At 60.4% G+C, this 14,294-nt stretch carries 11 protein-coding genes; 10 read left to right on the top strand and 1 reads right to left on the bottom strand.

The window, feature by feature from the left end; genetic code table 11:
* Window positions 1-152: 152 nt before the first annotated feature.
* Window positions 153-1,304, bottom strand: coding sequence for a putative ABC transporter substrate-binding protein YdcS (gene ydcS / locus IC37_RS18715; protein ID WP_030131153.1), 1,152 nt, complete (start codon window positions 1,302-1,304; stop codon window positions 153-155).
* Between the two features lie 328 nt (window positions 1,305-1,632).
* Between ydcS and IC37_RS18725 the strand changes: the two genes are divergently transcribed.
* From IC37_RS18725 to lysS, 10 genes are all read left to right on the top strand, one after another.
* A complete protein-coding gene (locus tag IC37_RS18725) occupies window positions 1,633-2,355 on the top strand; it encodes a tellurite resistance TerB family protein (RefSeq protein WP_030131155.1) in 723 nt (240 codons plus the stop codon).
* 401 nt (window positions 2,356-2,756) lie between these two features.
* Window positions 2,757-4,379: a methyl-accepting chemotaxis protein gene (locus tag IC37_RS18730; protein WP_030131156.1), complete on the top strand. Its 1,623-nt coding sequence runs from the start codon at window positions 2,757-2,759 to the stop codon at window positions 4,377-4,379.
* On the top strand, window positions 4,379-4,915 hold the full coding sequence (locus IC37_RS18735; protein ID WP_030131157.1) for a chemotaxis protein CheW: 537 nt from the start codon (window positions 4,379-4,381) through the stop codon (window positions 4,913-4,915). Before IC37_RS18730 ends, IC37_RS18735 begins: the two co-directional genes overlap by 1 nt.
* Window positions 4,912-6,195 (top strand): protein-glutamate O-methyltransferase CheR, encoded by a 1,284-nt coding sequence (locus IC37_RS18740; RefSeq protein WP_030131158.1) that lies wholly within the window; start codon window positions 4,912-4,914, stop codon window positions 6,193-6,195. The genes IC37_RS18735 and IC37_RS18740 overlap by 4 nt, the downstream gene beginning before the upstream one ends.
* Window positions 6,192-6,875 carry a chemotaxis protein CheW gene (locus tag IC37_RS18745; protein ID WP_030131159.1) on the top strand — a complete coding sequence of 228 codons (684 nt, stop codon included), beginning with the start codon at window positions 6,192-6,194 and terminating at the stop codon, window positions 6,873-6,875. Before IC37_RS18740 ends, IC37_RS18745 begins: the two co-directional genes overlap by 4 nt.
* Window positions 6,872-9,160 (top strand): hybrid sensor histidine kinase/response regulator, encoded by a 2,289-nt coding sequence (locus IC37_RS18750; RefSeq protein ID WP_030131160.1) that lies wholly within the window; start codon window positions 6,872-6,874, stop codon window positions 9,158-9,160. The genes IC37_RS18745 and IC37_RS18750 overlap by 4 nt, the downstream gene beginning before the upstream one ends.
* Entirely contained in the window at window positions 9,157-10,167 is a 1,011-nt protein-coding gene (locus IC37_RS18755; protein ID WP_030131161.1) for a chemotaxis response regulator protein-glutamate methylesterase, read from the top strand. The genes IC37_RS18750 and IC37_RS18755 overlap by 4 nt, the downstream gene beginning before the upstream one ends.
* A 48-nt stretch (window positions 10,168-10,215) precedes the next feature.
* Entirely contained in the window at window positions 10,216-11,217 is a 1,002-nt protein-coding gene (locus IC37_RS18760; RefSeq protein ID WP_030131162.1) for a diguanylate cyclase domain-containing protein, read from the top strand.
* A 295-nt stretch (window positions 11,218-11,512) separates the two neighbouring features.
* Window positions 11,513-12,608, top strand: a protein-coding gene (gene prfB / locus IC37_RS18765; protein WP_095920368.1) for a peptide chain release factor 2 whose coding sequence is annotated in 2 segments (ribosomal slippage) — window positions 11,513-11,584 and window positions 11,586-12,608 — 1,095 coding nt in all. Because the reading frame shifts where the segments join, the coding sequence is not laid out codon by codon here.
* Between the two features lie 101 nt (window positions 12,609-12,709).
* Entirely contained in the window at window positions 12,710-14,212 is a 1,503-nt protein-coding gene (gene lysS, locus IC37_RS18770) for a lysine--tRNA ligase (protein ID WP_030131163.1), read from the top strand.
* Window positions 14,213-14,294 lie beyond the last annotated feature (82 nt).

Raw genomic sequence — 14,294 nt, forward strand, 5'->3', positions numbered from 1 at the left:
GGCCTTGCCTGGACTTCTGAAATCTCCATTGATGATCGTTCCCACGCTCTGCGTGGGAACGCAGCCCGTGACGCTCTGCGTCAGCTCTGCGAATGGACGCGGAGCGTCCGTTGATGCATTCCCACGCGGAGCGTGGGAACGATCAGTTGGTGTTAGCGACCGCCCATGATCGCAATGTAATCCTGGGTCCAGCGGCTATAAGGCACAAATTTGCCGCCCTCAGCCTGCGGGGTTTTCCAGAAAGCGATCTTTTCGAACTGGTCGAAACCGTTGGTTTTGCAACCCTCGGCGCCCAACAATTCGCTTTCCTTGCACGCCGCCGGAACCGCCGGCAACGAACCGAACCACGCCGCCACATCACCCTGGACCTTCGGCGTGAGCGACCAGTCCATCCACTTGTAGGCACAGTTCGGGTGCTTGGCCTCGGCGTGCAACATAGTGGTGTCGGCCCACCCGGTGGCGCCTTCTTTCGGAATGGTCGAGGCAACTGGCTGTTTCTCGTTCATCAGCCCGTTGACCTGATAGGGCCAGGAGCTGGACGCCACCACGCCTTCGTTCTTGAAGTCACTCATTTGCACGGTGGTGTCGTGCCAATAGCGATGGATCAACTTTTGCTGGGCGCGCAGCAAATCGAGAGCGGCCTTGTATTGTTTTTCGTCGAGTAGGTACGGATCCGTGATGCCCAGTTCCGGCTTGGCGGTTTTCAGGTACAGCGCCGCATCCGCGATATAGATCGGGCCGTCATACGCTTGTACGCGGCCCTTGTTGGATTTGCCGTCGGACAGCTTCTGCTCTTCGAACAGCACGCCCCAACTGGTCGGCGGTTGCGTGAACACCTTGGTGTTGTACATCAGCACGTTCGGACCCCACTGATATGGAGCGCCGTAGGTCTGTTTATCGACCACATACCACGGTGCATCCTTCAGGCGCGGGTCTAGATTCTTCCAATTGGGGATCAGTGCGGTGTTGATCGGTTGCACACGTTTGCCGGCGATCAGGCGCAGGGAGGCGTCGCCGGACGCCGTCACCAGGTCGTAACCGCCCTTGGTCATCAGGGTGACCATTTCATCGGACGTGCCGGCGGTCTTGACGTTGACCTTGCAGCCGGTTTCCTTCTCGAAAGCGCTGACCCAGTCGTAGGCCTTGTCGGTTTCACCCCGTTCGATATAGCCGGGCCAGGCGACGATATCCAGCTGACCTTCGCCGGCGCCGACGGCTTTCAGCGGTTCGGCGGCCTGCAGGCTGGCGCTGGCAAGAAGGGCCGTGGTGATTGCACTGAGCAGTGCGGTCTTGTGCACAAGCATGGGTGAACCCTCTTCTTTAAATTATGGTCGGGGCAATGTTGAACGGGGTGATGCGCCGTGAGTGGCTTGTTATTAGCTTAGTGCGCTTTGTGAGAGGCAGACTGAGGCCGGGCTGTCTTATGGATTTATCCAGCCTAGTGCGCGGTTTCACGGTCGACAAATCCCAAAGGCTGCATTTGATGAAATAGAGCGCATGGAGGGCGTTCCCGCCGGTTTGCCTAAATGTGAGCAACATCTGGAAGCACTCTCATGAAGAGATGTCGGGCACTTTCGATCTAGGCTGGGGGCCTTAAAGATCCGGTTAACCCGAATTCGTGGAGGCAGCAAAATGAACACTCGTGGATTGCTCGATCAACTACTCAAATCCGGTCAGGATCTGTTGCAGAACAAGGCCGGCGGTACCCAGAACAAAGCGTCCAGCGGTGGTTTGGGCGGTTTGCTCAAAGGCTCCAGTGGTTCGGGCGGCCTCGGCAGTGTACTGTCCGGCGCTGGCGGCGGTGCTCTGGCGGCTGGTGCCATGGGCCTGTTGCTCGGCAACAAGAAGGTGCGCAAGGTCGGCGGTAAAGTGGCGATCTACGGCGGTCTCGCGGCATTGGGCGTGATCGCCTACAAGGCCTATGGCAACTGGCAGGCCCAGCAGGGCACCGCAGCCACAACCGAGCCGCAAACTATCGATCGCTTGCCGGCGGCCCTGGTCGAGCAACACAGCCAGGCGATCCTCAAGGCGTTGGTGGCCGCGGCCAAGGCCGACGGTCATGTCGATGAGCGTGAGCGTCAATTGATCGAAGGCGAGTTCACCAAGCTCGACAATGATCAGGAGCTGCAACACTGGCTGCACGCCGAACTCAACAAACCGCTGGACCCGACCGACGTCGCCCGCGCTGCCAGCACGCCGGAGATGGCGGCTGAAATGTACATCGCCAGTGTGATGCTGGTGGATGAGGAGAACTTCATGGAGAAGTCCTACCTGGATGAACTGGCGCGGCAGTTGAAGCTGGAACCGGGGTTGAAGGCGGAGTTGGAGAAGCAGGTGCGACAGGCTTCGGTGTAGGTCTTCAGACCGCCTTCGCGGGCAAGCCTCGCTCCTACAGTGAATTCGAACACACGATTGTCGTCGACGCTGATCCGTAGGAGCGAGGCTTGCCCGCGAAGGCGGTGTGCCAGGCAACAGATTTTTCACTGGGTGGACGCTATCGCGAGCAGGCTCGCTCCCACAATAGATCTGCAGTGAATACACAGTCTGTGCGCGACAGTAATCAACGTGAGGGAGCGAGTCTGCTCGCGATGGCGTCTTCGACCGCGACAACTTTCCCCAATGACCGATCCACGGTCCGTTTCTGCCGAATCCCGGCTTTTTGTCGGCAGGATGAGAAGCGGAACTCAGCGCCTGATAAATGAAGCACCACCCTCAGCTATACTCCTCCGCAATTTGAACCGCACCGAGGACTGACTGTGAAGAACTGGACGTTGCGCCAACGCATTTTGGCGAGCTTTGCGGTAATTATCGCGATCATGTTGTTGATGGTCGTGGCGTCCTTTTCCCGGCTGATGAAGATCGAGGCCAGCGAAGAAAAGGTCCGTACCGATGCGGTTCCCGGGGTGTATTTCAGTTCGATGATGCGCGGCGCCTGGGTCGACAGTTATAACCTGACCCAGCAGATTGTCGGCCTTTCCGGAAATCGCGCAATGACCGCTGCCGACCAGGTCATGTACAAGAGCTTCGAAGAGCGCTTGAACGAGCAAATGACCAATTACCGCAAGACCATTTTTAAGGCGGACGATCAGGCCATCTTCGACGAGTTCGAAGCGCGTCATCAGACTTTCAATAAAGAAATGACGAACGTTCTCGACCTCTATCAGCGCAAGGAATACGAACAGGCGCGTCTTGCTCTGGAGCAAAAGCTTACACCGGCCTGGGTCAATGGGCGCAAGCAGTTGAATAGCCTCATCGAGCGCAATCACGATCTGGCGGAAGAAGCCACGCTGGCCATTGGCGAAGCGGTGACGGCCGCCAAAATCAGCATGGGCATCTCTTTGCTGGTGGCGATCATCGTCGCCGGCCTCTGCGGCCTGCTGCTGATGCGCGCGATCATGGCGCCGATGAATCGCATCGTGGATATCCTCGAAATCATGCGCACCGGCGATCTCAGCAGTCGCCTGGATCTTGATCGCAAGGACGAGTTCGGCGCGGTGGAAACCGGCTTCAACGATATGATGACCGAGCTCACCTCGCTGGTGTCCCAGGCGCAGCGCTCCTCGGTGCAGGTCACCACGTCGGTCACGGAAATCGCCGCGACGTCCAAGCAGCAGCAGGCCACGGCCACCGAAACCGCCGCCACCACCACCGAAATCGGTGCGACATCGCGGGAAATTGCCGCCACCTCGCGGGATCTGGTGCGCACCATGACCGAAGTCTCCACCGCCGCCGATCAGGCCTCGGTGCTGGCCGGTTCCGGTCAACAAGGCCTGGCGCGCATGGAAGACACCATGCACTCGGTGATGGGCGCGGCGGATCTGGTCAACGCCAAACTGGCGATCCTCAACGAGAAGGCCGGCAACATCAATCAGGTGGTGGTGACCATCGTCAAAGTCGCCGACCAGACCAACCTGTTGTCTCTGAATGCCGCGATCGAAGCCGAGAAGGCCGGTGAATACGGTCGCGGGTTTGCCGTGGTCGCCACCGAAGTGCGGCGTCTGGCGGACCAAACCGCTGTGGCCACCTACGACATCGAACAGATGGTGCGCGAGATCCAGTCGGCGGTGTCGGCCGGGGTCATGGGCATGGACAAGTTTTCCGAAGAAGTGCGTCGTGGTATGTCCGAGGTGCAGTCGGTGGGTGAGCAGCTGTCGCAGATCATCCATCAGGTTCAAGCGCTGGCACCACGGGTGTTGATGGTCAACGAAGGCATGCAGGCCCAGGCCACCGGCGCCGAGCAGATCAACCACGCACTGGTGCAGTTGGGCGATGCCAGCAGCCAGACCGTCGAGTCCCTGCGTCAGGCCAGTTTCGCTATCGATGAACTGAGCCAGGTGGCTGTAGGGCTTCGTGGCGGCGTCTCGCGATTCAAAGTCTGATGAGCGAACTTGCTGCCAAACGCGGCACGGTGATGCCGGCGAAACAGTCGTTGTTTCTGGTATTCCGCATCGGCAACGAGCGTTTCGCCTTGCAGGCCATCGAGGTGGCCGAAGTGCTGCCGCAGCTGCCGTTGAAACCCATTCCCCGGGCGCCGGACTGGGTGGCCGGGGTGTTCGCCTATCGCGGCGCGGTGGTGCCGGTGATCGACCTCAGTGCTCTGACGTTCGGCCAACCGGCCCAGGCGCGCACCAGCACGCGGCTGGTGCTGGTGCACTATCGGCCGGATGAGGCGACGCCTGCGCAATTGCTCGGGCTGATTCTGGAACAGGCCACCGACACATTGCGTTGCAACCCGGCGGATTTTCAGCCTTATGGCCTGGACAATCGCCAAGCGCCATACCTGGGCCCGGTGCGTGAAGATGCCCTGGGTTTACTGCAATGGGTGCGAGTTGCCGATTTGCTGGACGAACAGGTTCGCGCCTTGTTGTTTCCCTCGCCGCCGTTGGACTTGGCGCAGTTTGAGGAGCAGGGATGAGCAGCGATCAAAGGTTTTTCGATTTCCTCAAAGAGCGAATCGGCCTGGATGTGGGCTCGGTCGGCCCGGCGATCATCGAACGTGCTGTGCGCCAGCGCTGCACGGCGGCTCGGGCGCTGACGGCCGATGAGTACTGGCACACCTTGCTGGGCTCGCGCGATGAACAGCAGGCGCTGATCGAAGCGGTAATCGTCCCTGAGACCTGGTTTTCCCGTTACCCGGAATCCTTTTCCACACTGGCGAAACTGGCGGCCAAGCGGCTGGCGGCGATCAATAACATGCGCGCCCTGCGGATTCTCAGCCTGCCGTGTTCTACCGGCGAAGAGCCGTACTCCATCGCCATGGCATTGCTCGATGCCGGGCTGGCGCCGCACCAGTTCAAAGTCGACGGCATGGATGTCAGCCCGCTGTCAGTGGAAAAGGCCAGGCACGCGCTGTACGGCAAAAATTCGTTTCGCGGCCAGGACATCGACTTTCGCGAGCGGCATTTCACGGCTGAAAACGACAACTATCGTCTTAGCGGGCGCGTGCTTGAGCAGGTGCGTTTGCAGGTCGGCAATCTGCTGGATCCGGCCTTGCTGGCCAGTGAGCCGCCATATGACTTCGTGTTCTGTCGCAATTTGCTGATCTATTTCGATCAGCCGACCCAGCAGCAAGTGTTCGAAGTGCTCAAGCGCCTGACCCACGTCGACGGGGTGCTGTTTATCGGCCCGGCAGAGGGCAGTCTGCTGGGGCGTTTCGGCATGCGCTCGATTGGTATCCCGCAGTCGTTTGCCTTCAGTCGTCAAAGTGCGCCCGAACCGCTTGCGTCCTTCGTGCCGACGCCGCTGCCACTGCCGGTGCAACAACCGGTGCGCAGTGTGGCACCGCCGCCAGTGCGCAGTCGGCCTTTCGCGACGGTCGTGCCGATGCCTCAGGTCGCCGCCAACCTTTCGAAAACCATCCCTTCGGACGCCGCCACGCTGCTGGCGAACATCGCCGCGCTGGCCAACGAAGGCAAAAGTGCCGAGGCCCGCGCCGCGTGCGAAAGTTTTTTGCGCAGTCACGAACCGGTGGCCCAGGTGTTCTATTGGCTGGGGCTGCTCAGCGATATCGCCGGCAGCGCTCTCGAGGCCCAAGGGTTTTATCGCAAGGCGTTGTACCTCGAACCGCAACACCCCGACGCATTGATGCACTTGGCCGCCTTGCTCCAGTCCCAGGGCGACACGGCCGGTGCCAGACGATTGCAGGCCCGCGCCGCCCGCAGCGAGCGCGCCGCAGACAGTGAGCGTAAACGATGAACGCCGCCGACACCTTGAGCGTCACCCATGAAGATGCCCAGGCCATCGACGACTGCTGGAACCGCATCGGTATCCACGGCGACAAGTCCTGCCCATTGCTGATCGAGCACATTCATTGCCGCAATTGCGCGGTGTATTCTGCCGCTGCCACGCGCTTGCTCGACCGCTATGCGTTGCAGCAGGACGACCGCGAGCAGGTCTCGACCGTGGTCGAGAGCGATGTGAAAACCCGCTCGCTGCTGATGTTTCGCCTCGGCGAAGAATGGCTGGGCCTGGCCACCCGCAGCCTGGTCGAAGTGGCGCCGCTGCAGGCGATTCACTCCTTGCCGCATCAGCGCTCCCGGGCGTTGCTCGGCGTGGCGAATGTGCGCGGTGCCTTGGTGGCATGTCTGTCGCTGGTGGAGCTGCTGGGGCTCGACGGCACCAGTGGCGGGGCGTCTGGCGCGCGTGTGATGCCGCGGATGCTGATCATCGCCGCCCACGGCGGGCCGGTGGTGGTGCCGGTGGATGAGGTGGACGGAATTCACGCCATCGACGAGCGCATTCTCGATGCGGCGTCTCAGTCCGGCACCCAGGCCAGCGCCAAATACACCCGTGGCGTTTTGCAATTCAAAGGTCGCAGCCTGCGTTGGCTGGATGAAGAGCAGCTGTCGGCCGCCGTGACCCGGAGCCTCACATGACCCCCGAGCAAATGCGTGACGCCTCTTTGCTGGAGCTGTTCAGCCTCGAAGCCGAGGCCCAGACCCTGGTGCTGAGCGCCGGTCTGCTGGCGCTTGAGCGCGATCCAACCCAGGCCGATTACCTTGAGTCGTGCATGCGCGCGGCCCATTCACTCAAGGGCGCGGCGCGGATTGTCGGTGTCGATGCCGGGGTCAGCGTCGCCCATGTGATGGAAGATTATCTGGTCAGCGCCCAGGAAGGGCGCCTGTACCTGAGGCCCGAACACATTGATGCACTGTTGCAAGGCACCGATCTGCTGATGCGGATTGCGACCCCGGGCAACGCTCCGGCGCCTGCGGATATCGAAGCTTACGTCGTCTTGATGGGACGGCTGCTTGATCACATGGCGGCCACTGCCCCCATGACGCCGCCGATGGCAGAACTTCAGCTGGAACCGCCGACGCCCAAGGTTGAGCCGCCCATGCCGGCCACCACCGAAGCTCCCTCGACAGCGCCCGCCGAGCCAGCGCCCATGGCTAAACGCACCACCGAAAGTGGCGAACGCGTATTGCGCGTCACGGCCGAGCGCTTGAACAGCCTGCTCGACCTGTCGAGTAAATCCCTGGTGGAAACCCAGCGGCTAAAGCCGCATCTGGCCACCATGCAGCGCCTTAAACGCATGCAGAGCAACGGCCTGCGGGCGCTGGAAAGTCTCAACGTCCATCTCAAGGACCATGCCTTGAGCCTCGAAGCTCAGGAAGCCTTGGGCGATGCCCGCCGATTGCTGGCGGAGTCCCAGCAATTGCTGACGGAGAAAAACGCCGAGCTCGATGAGTTTGCCTGGCACGCCAGCCAGCGCGCGCAGGTGTTGTATGACACGGCGCTGGCCTGTCGCATGCGGCCATTCGCCGACGTGCTGAGCGGGCAAGTGCGCATGGTCCGCGATCTCGGCCGCAACCTTGGCAAACAGGTGCGGCTGGAGATCGAGGGCGACAAGACTCAAGTCGACCGCGACGTACTGGAAAAACTCGAAGCGCCGCTGACGCATCTGCTGCGCAATGCGGTGGATCACGGCATCGAAACCCCGGAGCAGCGGCGGTTGGCCGGCAAACCGGAAGAAGGCGTGATCCGTTTGCGAGCCTCCCATCAGGCGGGTCTGCTGGTGCTGGAACTCAGCGACGACGGCAATGGCGTCGATCTGGAAAAACTCCGTCGCAACATTGTCGAGCGGCAGCTATCCCCAGCCGAAACCGCAGCCCAGTTGAGCGAAGAAGAGTTGCTGACGTTCCTGTTTCTGCCCGGTTTCAGCCTGCGCGACACGGTCACCGAAGTCTCCGGGCGCGGTGTCGGCCTGGATGCGGTTCAGCACATGGTCCGTCAGTTGCGCGGTGCCATAGTGCTGGAGCAAACGGCGGGCGCGGGCAGTCGTTTCCATCTTGAAGTACCGCTGACGTTGTCGGTGGTGCGCAGTCTGGTGGTGGAAGTCGGTGACGAGGCGTATGCCTTCCCGCTGGCGCACATCGAGCGCATGTGCGACCTGGAGCCGGAGGACATCGTGCAGGTCGAAGGCCGGCAGCACTTCTGGTACGAAGGTCGGCATGTCGGGCTCGTCGCCGCCAGTCAGCTGCTGCATCGTCCGGCGAGCCAGAACAACGCGCAGACCCTCAAAGTCGTGGTCATCCGCGAGCGCGAGGCGATCTACGGGGTGGCGGTCGAGCGGTTTATCGGCGAGCGGACGCTAGTGGTGCTGCCGCTGGACGAGCGCCTGGGCAAGGTGCAGGACATTTCCGCCGGAGCCTTGCTCGATGACGGCTCGGTGGTGCTGATCGTCGACGTCGAAGACATGCTGCGTTCGGTGGACAAACTGCTCAATACCGGGCGTCTGGAGCGCATTGCCCGGCATGCCAATCTGGCCGTGGAAGCGGCGCGTAAACGGATTCTGGTGGTGGACGACTCGCTGACCGTTCGTGAGTTGCAGCGCAAATTGCTGCTCAATCGCGGCTATGACGTGGCGGTGGCGGTGGACGGTATGGATGGCTGGAACGCCCTGCGTTCGGAGGATTTCGATCTGCTGATCACCGACATCGACATGCCGCGCATGGATGGCATCGAGCTGGTGTCTTTATTGCGTCGCGATACCCGCCTGCAATCTCTGCCGGTGATGGTGGTGTCCTACAAGGATCGTGAAGAAGACCGCCGCCGTGGCCTGGACGCCGGAGCCGACTATTATCTAGCCAAAGCGAGTTTTCATGATGACGCTTTGCTGGATGCAGTGGTTGAGCTCATTGGAGGCGCGCGGGCATGAAAATCGCTATCGTCAATGACATGCCCATGGCGGTAGAGGCTTTGCGCCGCGCTTTGGCGTTCGAACCGGCGCACGAGGTGATCTGGGTCGCCGGCAATGGGGCCGAGGCGGTGCAACGTTGCACCGAATACATCCCGGATCTGATCCTGATGGATTTGATCATGCCGTTGATGGACGGTGTGGAAGCGACCCGGCGAATCATGGCCGAGACTCCATGCGCGATTGTCATTGTCACTGTCGACCGCGAGCAGAATGTGCACCGGGTGTTCGAAGCCATGGGCTACGGCGCGCTGGATGTGGTTGATACCCCGGCTATAGGGGGCGGCAATCCTCAGGAAGCCGCCGCACCGCTGCTACGTAAGATCATGAACATTGGCTGGCTGATCGGCGACAAGAGCAATCGGGTGCGATCGGCACCGAGCTCGCACCGCCACTCGTCCTCGCGCCAGCATTTGGTGGCCATCGGTTCATCCGCTGGCGGGCCGGCGGCGCTGGAAGTGCTGCTCAAGGGCCTGCCTCGAGATTTTTCGGCGGCCATCGTGCTGGTCCAGCATGTGGATCAGGTGTTCGCCGCCGGCATGGCCGAATGGCTTGCCAGCGCCAGTGGCCTGGACGTGCGCCTGGCCCAGGAAGGCGAACCGCCACAAAGCGGCACGATCCTGCTGGCCGGTACCAATCATCATATTCGCTTGCTGAAAAACGGCACCCTGGCCTACACCGCCGAACCGGTTAATGAGATCTATCGGCCTTCGATCGATGTGTTTTTCGAGAGTGTGGCCAGTTATTGGAGCGGTGACGCCGTGGGCGTTCTGCTGACCGGTATGGGGCGCGACGGCGCGCAGGGGCTTAAACTCATGCGCCAACAGGGCTACCTGACCATCGCTCAGGACCAACAAAGCAGTGCGGTGTACGGCATGCCGAAGGCGGCCGCCGCCATCGACGCGGCTGTGGAAGTTCGCCCACTGGACAAGATAGCGTCACGATTGCTGGAGATTTTCCCAAAATGACTATCATTAGCAGCAATCGAGGCAAAAGCAGTACTCAGGTGACCGCACATGAATGATTTACAGCTCGACGACTTCAAAACCGACGAAAACGCCGCCATGGTGTTGTTGGTGGACGATCAGGCGATGATCGGCGAAGCGGTGCGGCGTGGTTTGTCGAACGAGGAAAACATCGACTTCCATTTCTGCGCCGACCCGCACCAGGCCATCGCCCATGCGGTGCGCATCAAACCGACGGTGATCCTTCAGGATCTGGTCATGCCCGGCCTCGACGGCCTGAGCCTGGTGCGCGAATACCGTAATCACCCGGCGACCAAGGACATCCCGATCATTGTCCTGTCGACCAAGGAAGACCCGTTGATCAAGAGCGCGGCGTTTGCTGCCGGCGCCAATGATTACCTGGTCAAACTGCCGGACAACATCGAACTGGTGGCGCGCATCCGCTATCACTCGCGCTCCTACATGACCCTGCTGCAGCGTGACGCGGCCTATCGCGCGTTACGGGTCAGCCAGCAGCAGTTGCTCGACACCAACCTGGTGCTGCAACGCTTGATGAACTCCGACGGCCTGACCGGGCTGTCGAACCGTCGGCATTTCGACGAATATCTGGAGCTGGAGTGGCGGCGTTCGCTGCGGGACCAGACCCAACTGTCATTGCTGATGATCGACGTCGACTACTTCAAATCCTACAACGACAGCTTTGGCCATCTCGAAGGCGATGAGGCACTGCGCAAAGTCGCCACGGCGATTCGCGACGCCAGCTCCAGACCTTCGGACTTGCCGGCCCGTTACGGCGGCGAAGAGTTCGTCCTGGTCCTGCCCAACACCTCGCCGGGTGGTGCACGGCTGGTGGCGGAAAAACTGCGCCTGACTGTCGCTGCGTTGAAAATTCAGCACATTTCCCCGACCGAAGGTTCGAGCCTGACCATCAGCATCGGCCTGTCGACCATGACCCCGCAGCCGGGCAGCGATTGCCGGCAATTGATCTCGGCGGCGGACAAGGGGCTGTACCTGGCGAAGAACAATGGGCGTAATCAAGTCGGCATCGAGTAACCGCCGACCGGATGGCTGGCAAATCCCCCTGTGGCGAGGGAGCTTGCTCCCGCTGGGTCGCGCAGCGGCCCCTCTTATCCACAAAAGAAGGGGACTGCTACGCAGTCCAGCGGGAGCTCTTATAGAACAAAATTTATCTCATTGATTTTAAAGATAAATTTATTTGCCGATTTATCGGNTTACTCGGCTTTCGCTTTAATCATTCGCCGCTAAAGCCGCCAGGCGGGCTGCCTTGACAGCCTGATTACGTTATACTCGCCGGCTTTCAAAAGTTCGCCAACGAGTGCTGCCCGCCATGGAAATCAACCCGATCCTTAACAGTATCAAGGACCTGTCCGAGCGCTCCGAAACTATTCGGGGGTATCTTTGACTACGATCAAAAGCATGAGCGTCTGACTGAAGTCAATCGCGAGCTTGAAGATCCGAGTGTCTGGAACAACCCGTCGTACGCCCAGGAGCTGGGCCGCGAGCGGTCGCTGCTGGCTCAGATCGTCGAAACCCTCGACGAAATGCATAGCGGCCTGGCCGATGCCAAAGACTTGCTGCTGATGTCCGCCGAAGAAGAAGACCAGGCCGCCGTCGATGACGTCGCTGCCGAAGTCGAGCGCCTGCGCGAGTCCCTGGAAAAACTCGAATTCCGTCGCATGTTCAGCGGTGAGATGGACGCCAACAACGCCTACCTGGACATCCAGGCCGGTTCCGGCGGTACCGAGGCTCAGGACTGGGCCAACATCCTGCTGCGCATGTACCTGCGCTGGGCGGATAAACGCGGTTTTGACGCGACCATCATGGAGCTGTCGGCCGGTGAAGTCGCCGGTATCAAAGGCGCTACCGTGCACATCAAGGGCGAATACGCCTTTGGCTGGCTGCGTACCGAAATCGGCGTGCACCGTCTGGTGCGCAAGAGTCCGTTCGACTCAGGCAACCGTCGTCACACCTCGTTCTCGGCCGTGTTCGTGTCGCCGGAAATCGATGACAACATCGAAATCGACATCAACCCGTCGGACCTGCGCATCGACACCTACCGTTCCTCCGGTGCCGGTGGTCAGCACGTAAACACCACCGACTCGGCCGTACGGATTACCCACGTACCGACCAACACCGTGGTCAGCTGCCAGAACGAACGTTCCCAGCATGCGAACAAAGACACCGCGATGAAAATGTTGCGGGCGCGTTTGTATGAGCAGGAAGTGCAGAAGCGCAACGCCGCTTCCCAGGCGCTGGAAGACACCAAGTCGGATATCGGCTGGGGTCACCAGATCCGTTCGTACGTGCTCGATGCCTCGCGGATCAAGGATCTGCGTACCAACATCGAACGCAGCGACTGCGACAAGGTGCTCGACGGCGACATCGACGAATACCTGGTAGCCAGCCTCAAACAAGGGCTTTAACGCACGCCCTACGGGGGGCAATACGACCCTGTAGGAGCGAGGCTTGCCCGCGAACCCTGCCGCCAGGCAGGGGCAACGAACCTGATGGAATATTTAAAGACATGAGCGACCTAGAACTCGACCCGCAAGCCCTGCAACAGGAAGAAAACTCCCTGATCGCCCTGCGCAAGGAAAAGCTTGCTGCCGAGCGCGCCAAGGGCAATGCCTTCCCGAACGACTTCCGCCGCGAAAACTACTGCGATGATCTGCAGAAGAAATACACGGACAAGACCAAGGAAGAGCTGGCAGAGGCTGCAATCCCGGTCAAGGTTGCCGGTCGCATCATGCTCAACCGTGGTTCGTTCATGGTGATTCAGGACATGACCGGGCGGATTCAGGTTTACGTCAACCGTAAAACCCTGTCCGAAGACACCCTGGCCGCGGTGAAAACCTGGGACATGGGCGACATCATCGCCGCTGAAGGCACCCTGGCCCGTTCCGGCAAAGGTGACCTGTACGTCGAAATGACTCACGTGCGCCTGCTGACCAAGTCGCTGCGCCCGCTGCCGGACAAGCACCACGGCCTGACCGACACCGAACAGCGCTACCGTCAGCGTTACGTTGACCTGATCGTCAACGAAGATGTGCGCCAGACCTTCCGCGTTCGTTCGCAAGTCATCGCCCACATCCGCAGCTTCCTGATGAAGCGTGACTTCCTGGAAGTGGAAACGCCGATGCTGCAAACCATTCCAGGCGGCGCGGCGGCCAAGCCGTTCGAGACGCATCACAACGCGCTGGACATGGAAATGTTCCTGCGTATCGCGCCTGAGCTGTACCTCAAGCGCTTGGTAGTCGGCGGTTTCGAGAAAGTGTTCGAGATCAACCGCAACTTCCGTAACGAAGGCGTTTCGACTCGTCACAACCCTGAATTCACCATGTTGGAGTTCTACCAGGCTTACGCCGACTACGAAGACAACATGGACCTGACCGAAGAGCTGTTCCGCGAACTGGCGCAGCTGGTTCTGGGCAGCACCGACGTGCCTTACGGCGACAAAGTGTTCCACTTCGGCGAACCGTTCGTGCGTCTGTCGGTGTTCGACTCGATCCTCAAGTACAACCCTGAGCTGACCGCTGACGACCTGAACGACATCGACAAGGCTCGCACCATCGCCAAGAAGGCCGGCGCCAAGGTGCTCGGCTTTGAAGGCCTGGGCAAACTGCAGGTGATGATTTTCGAAGAGCTGGTCGAGCACAAGCTGGAGCAGCCGCACTTCATCACCCAGTACCCGTTCGAAGTGTCGCCGCTGGCCCGTCGTAACGACGAGAACCCGAACGTCACCGACCGTTTCGAACTGTTTATCGGTGGCCGTGAAATCGCCAACGCCTACTCCGAGTTGAACGACGCGGAAGACCAGGCAGAGCGCTTCATGGCGCAGGTGGCCGACAAGGACGCCGGTGACGACGAAGCCATGCACTACGACGCCGACTTTGTTCGCGCGCTGGAGTACGGCATGCCGCCAACCGCTGGTGAAGGGATCGGCATCGACCGTCTGGTGATGTTGCTGACCAACTCACCTTCCATCCGCGACGTGATCCTGTTCCCGCACATGCGGCCACAAGCGTAAGTGTTTCAATTAAAAAGCCGCCTATGACAGGCGGCTTTTTATTGCCTGTCTGGTACAAACGTATCAATTGGTTACTTTTGAC

Origin of the sequence: Pseudomonas sp. QTF5 (genome assembly GCF_000512695.2) — a bacterium.
Lineage (GTDB): Bacteria > Pseudomonadota > Gammaproteobacteria > Pseudomonadales > Pseudomonadaceae > Aquipseudomonas.

Excerpts from the sequence above, each read along its gene's own strand:
- IC37_RS18735 (WP_030131157.1), top strand. The coding sequence starts at position 4,379 with ATGAGCGAACTTGCTGCCAAACGCGGCACGGTGATGCCGGCGAAACAG.
- IC37_RS18750 (WP_030131160.1), top strand. The coding sequence starts at position 6,872 with ATGACCCCCGAGCAAATGCGTGACGCCTCTTTGCTGGAGCTGTTCAGC.
- IC37_RS18745 (WP_030131159.1), top strand. The coding sequence starts at position 6,192 with ATGAACGCCGCCGACACCTTGAGCGTCACCCATGAAGATGCCCAGGCC.
- lysS (WP_030131163.1), top strand. The coding sequence starts at position 12,710 with ATGAGCGACCTAGAACTCGACCCGCAAGCCCTGCAACAGGAAGAAAAC.
- IC37_RS18740 (WP_030131158.1), top strand. The coding sequence starts at position 4,912 with ATGAGCAGCGATCAAAGGTTTTTCGATTTCCTCAAAGAGCGAATCGGC.
- IC37_RS18760 (WP_030131162.1), top strand. The coding sequence starts at position 10,216 with ATGAATGATTTACAGCTCGACGACTTCAAAACCGACGAAAACGCCGCC.
- ydcS (WP_030131153.1), bottom strand. The coding sequence starts at position 1,304 with ATGCTTGTGCACAAGACCGCACTGCTCAGTGCAATCACCACGGCCCTT.
- IC37_RS18755 (WP_030131161.1), top strand. The coding sequence starts at position 9,157 with ATGAAAATCGCTATCGTCAATGACATGCCCATGGCGGTAGAGGCTTTG.
- IC37_RS18725 (WP_030131155.1), top strand. The coding sequence starts at position 1,633 with ATGAACACTCGTGGATTGCTCGATCAACTACTCAAATCCGGTCAGGAT.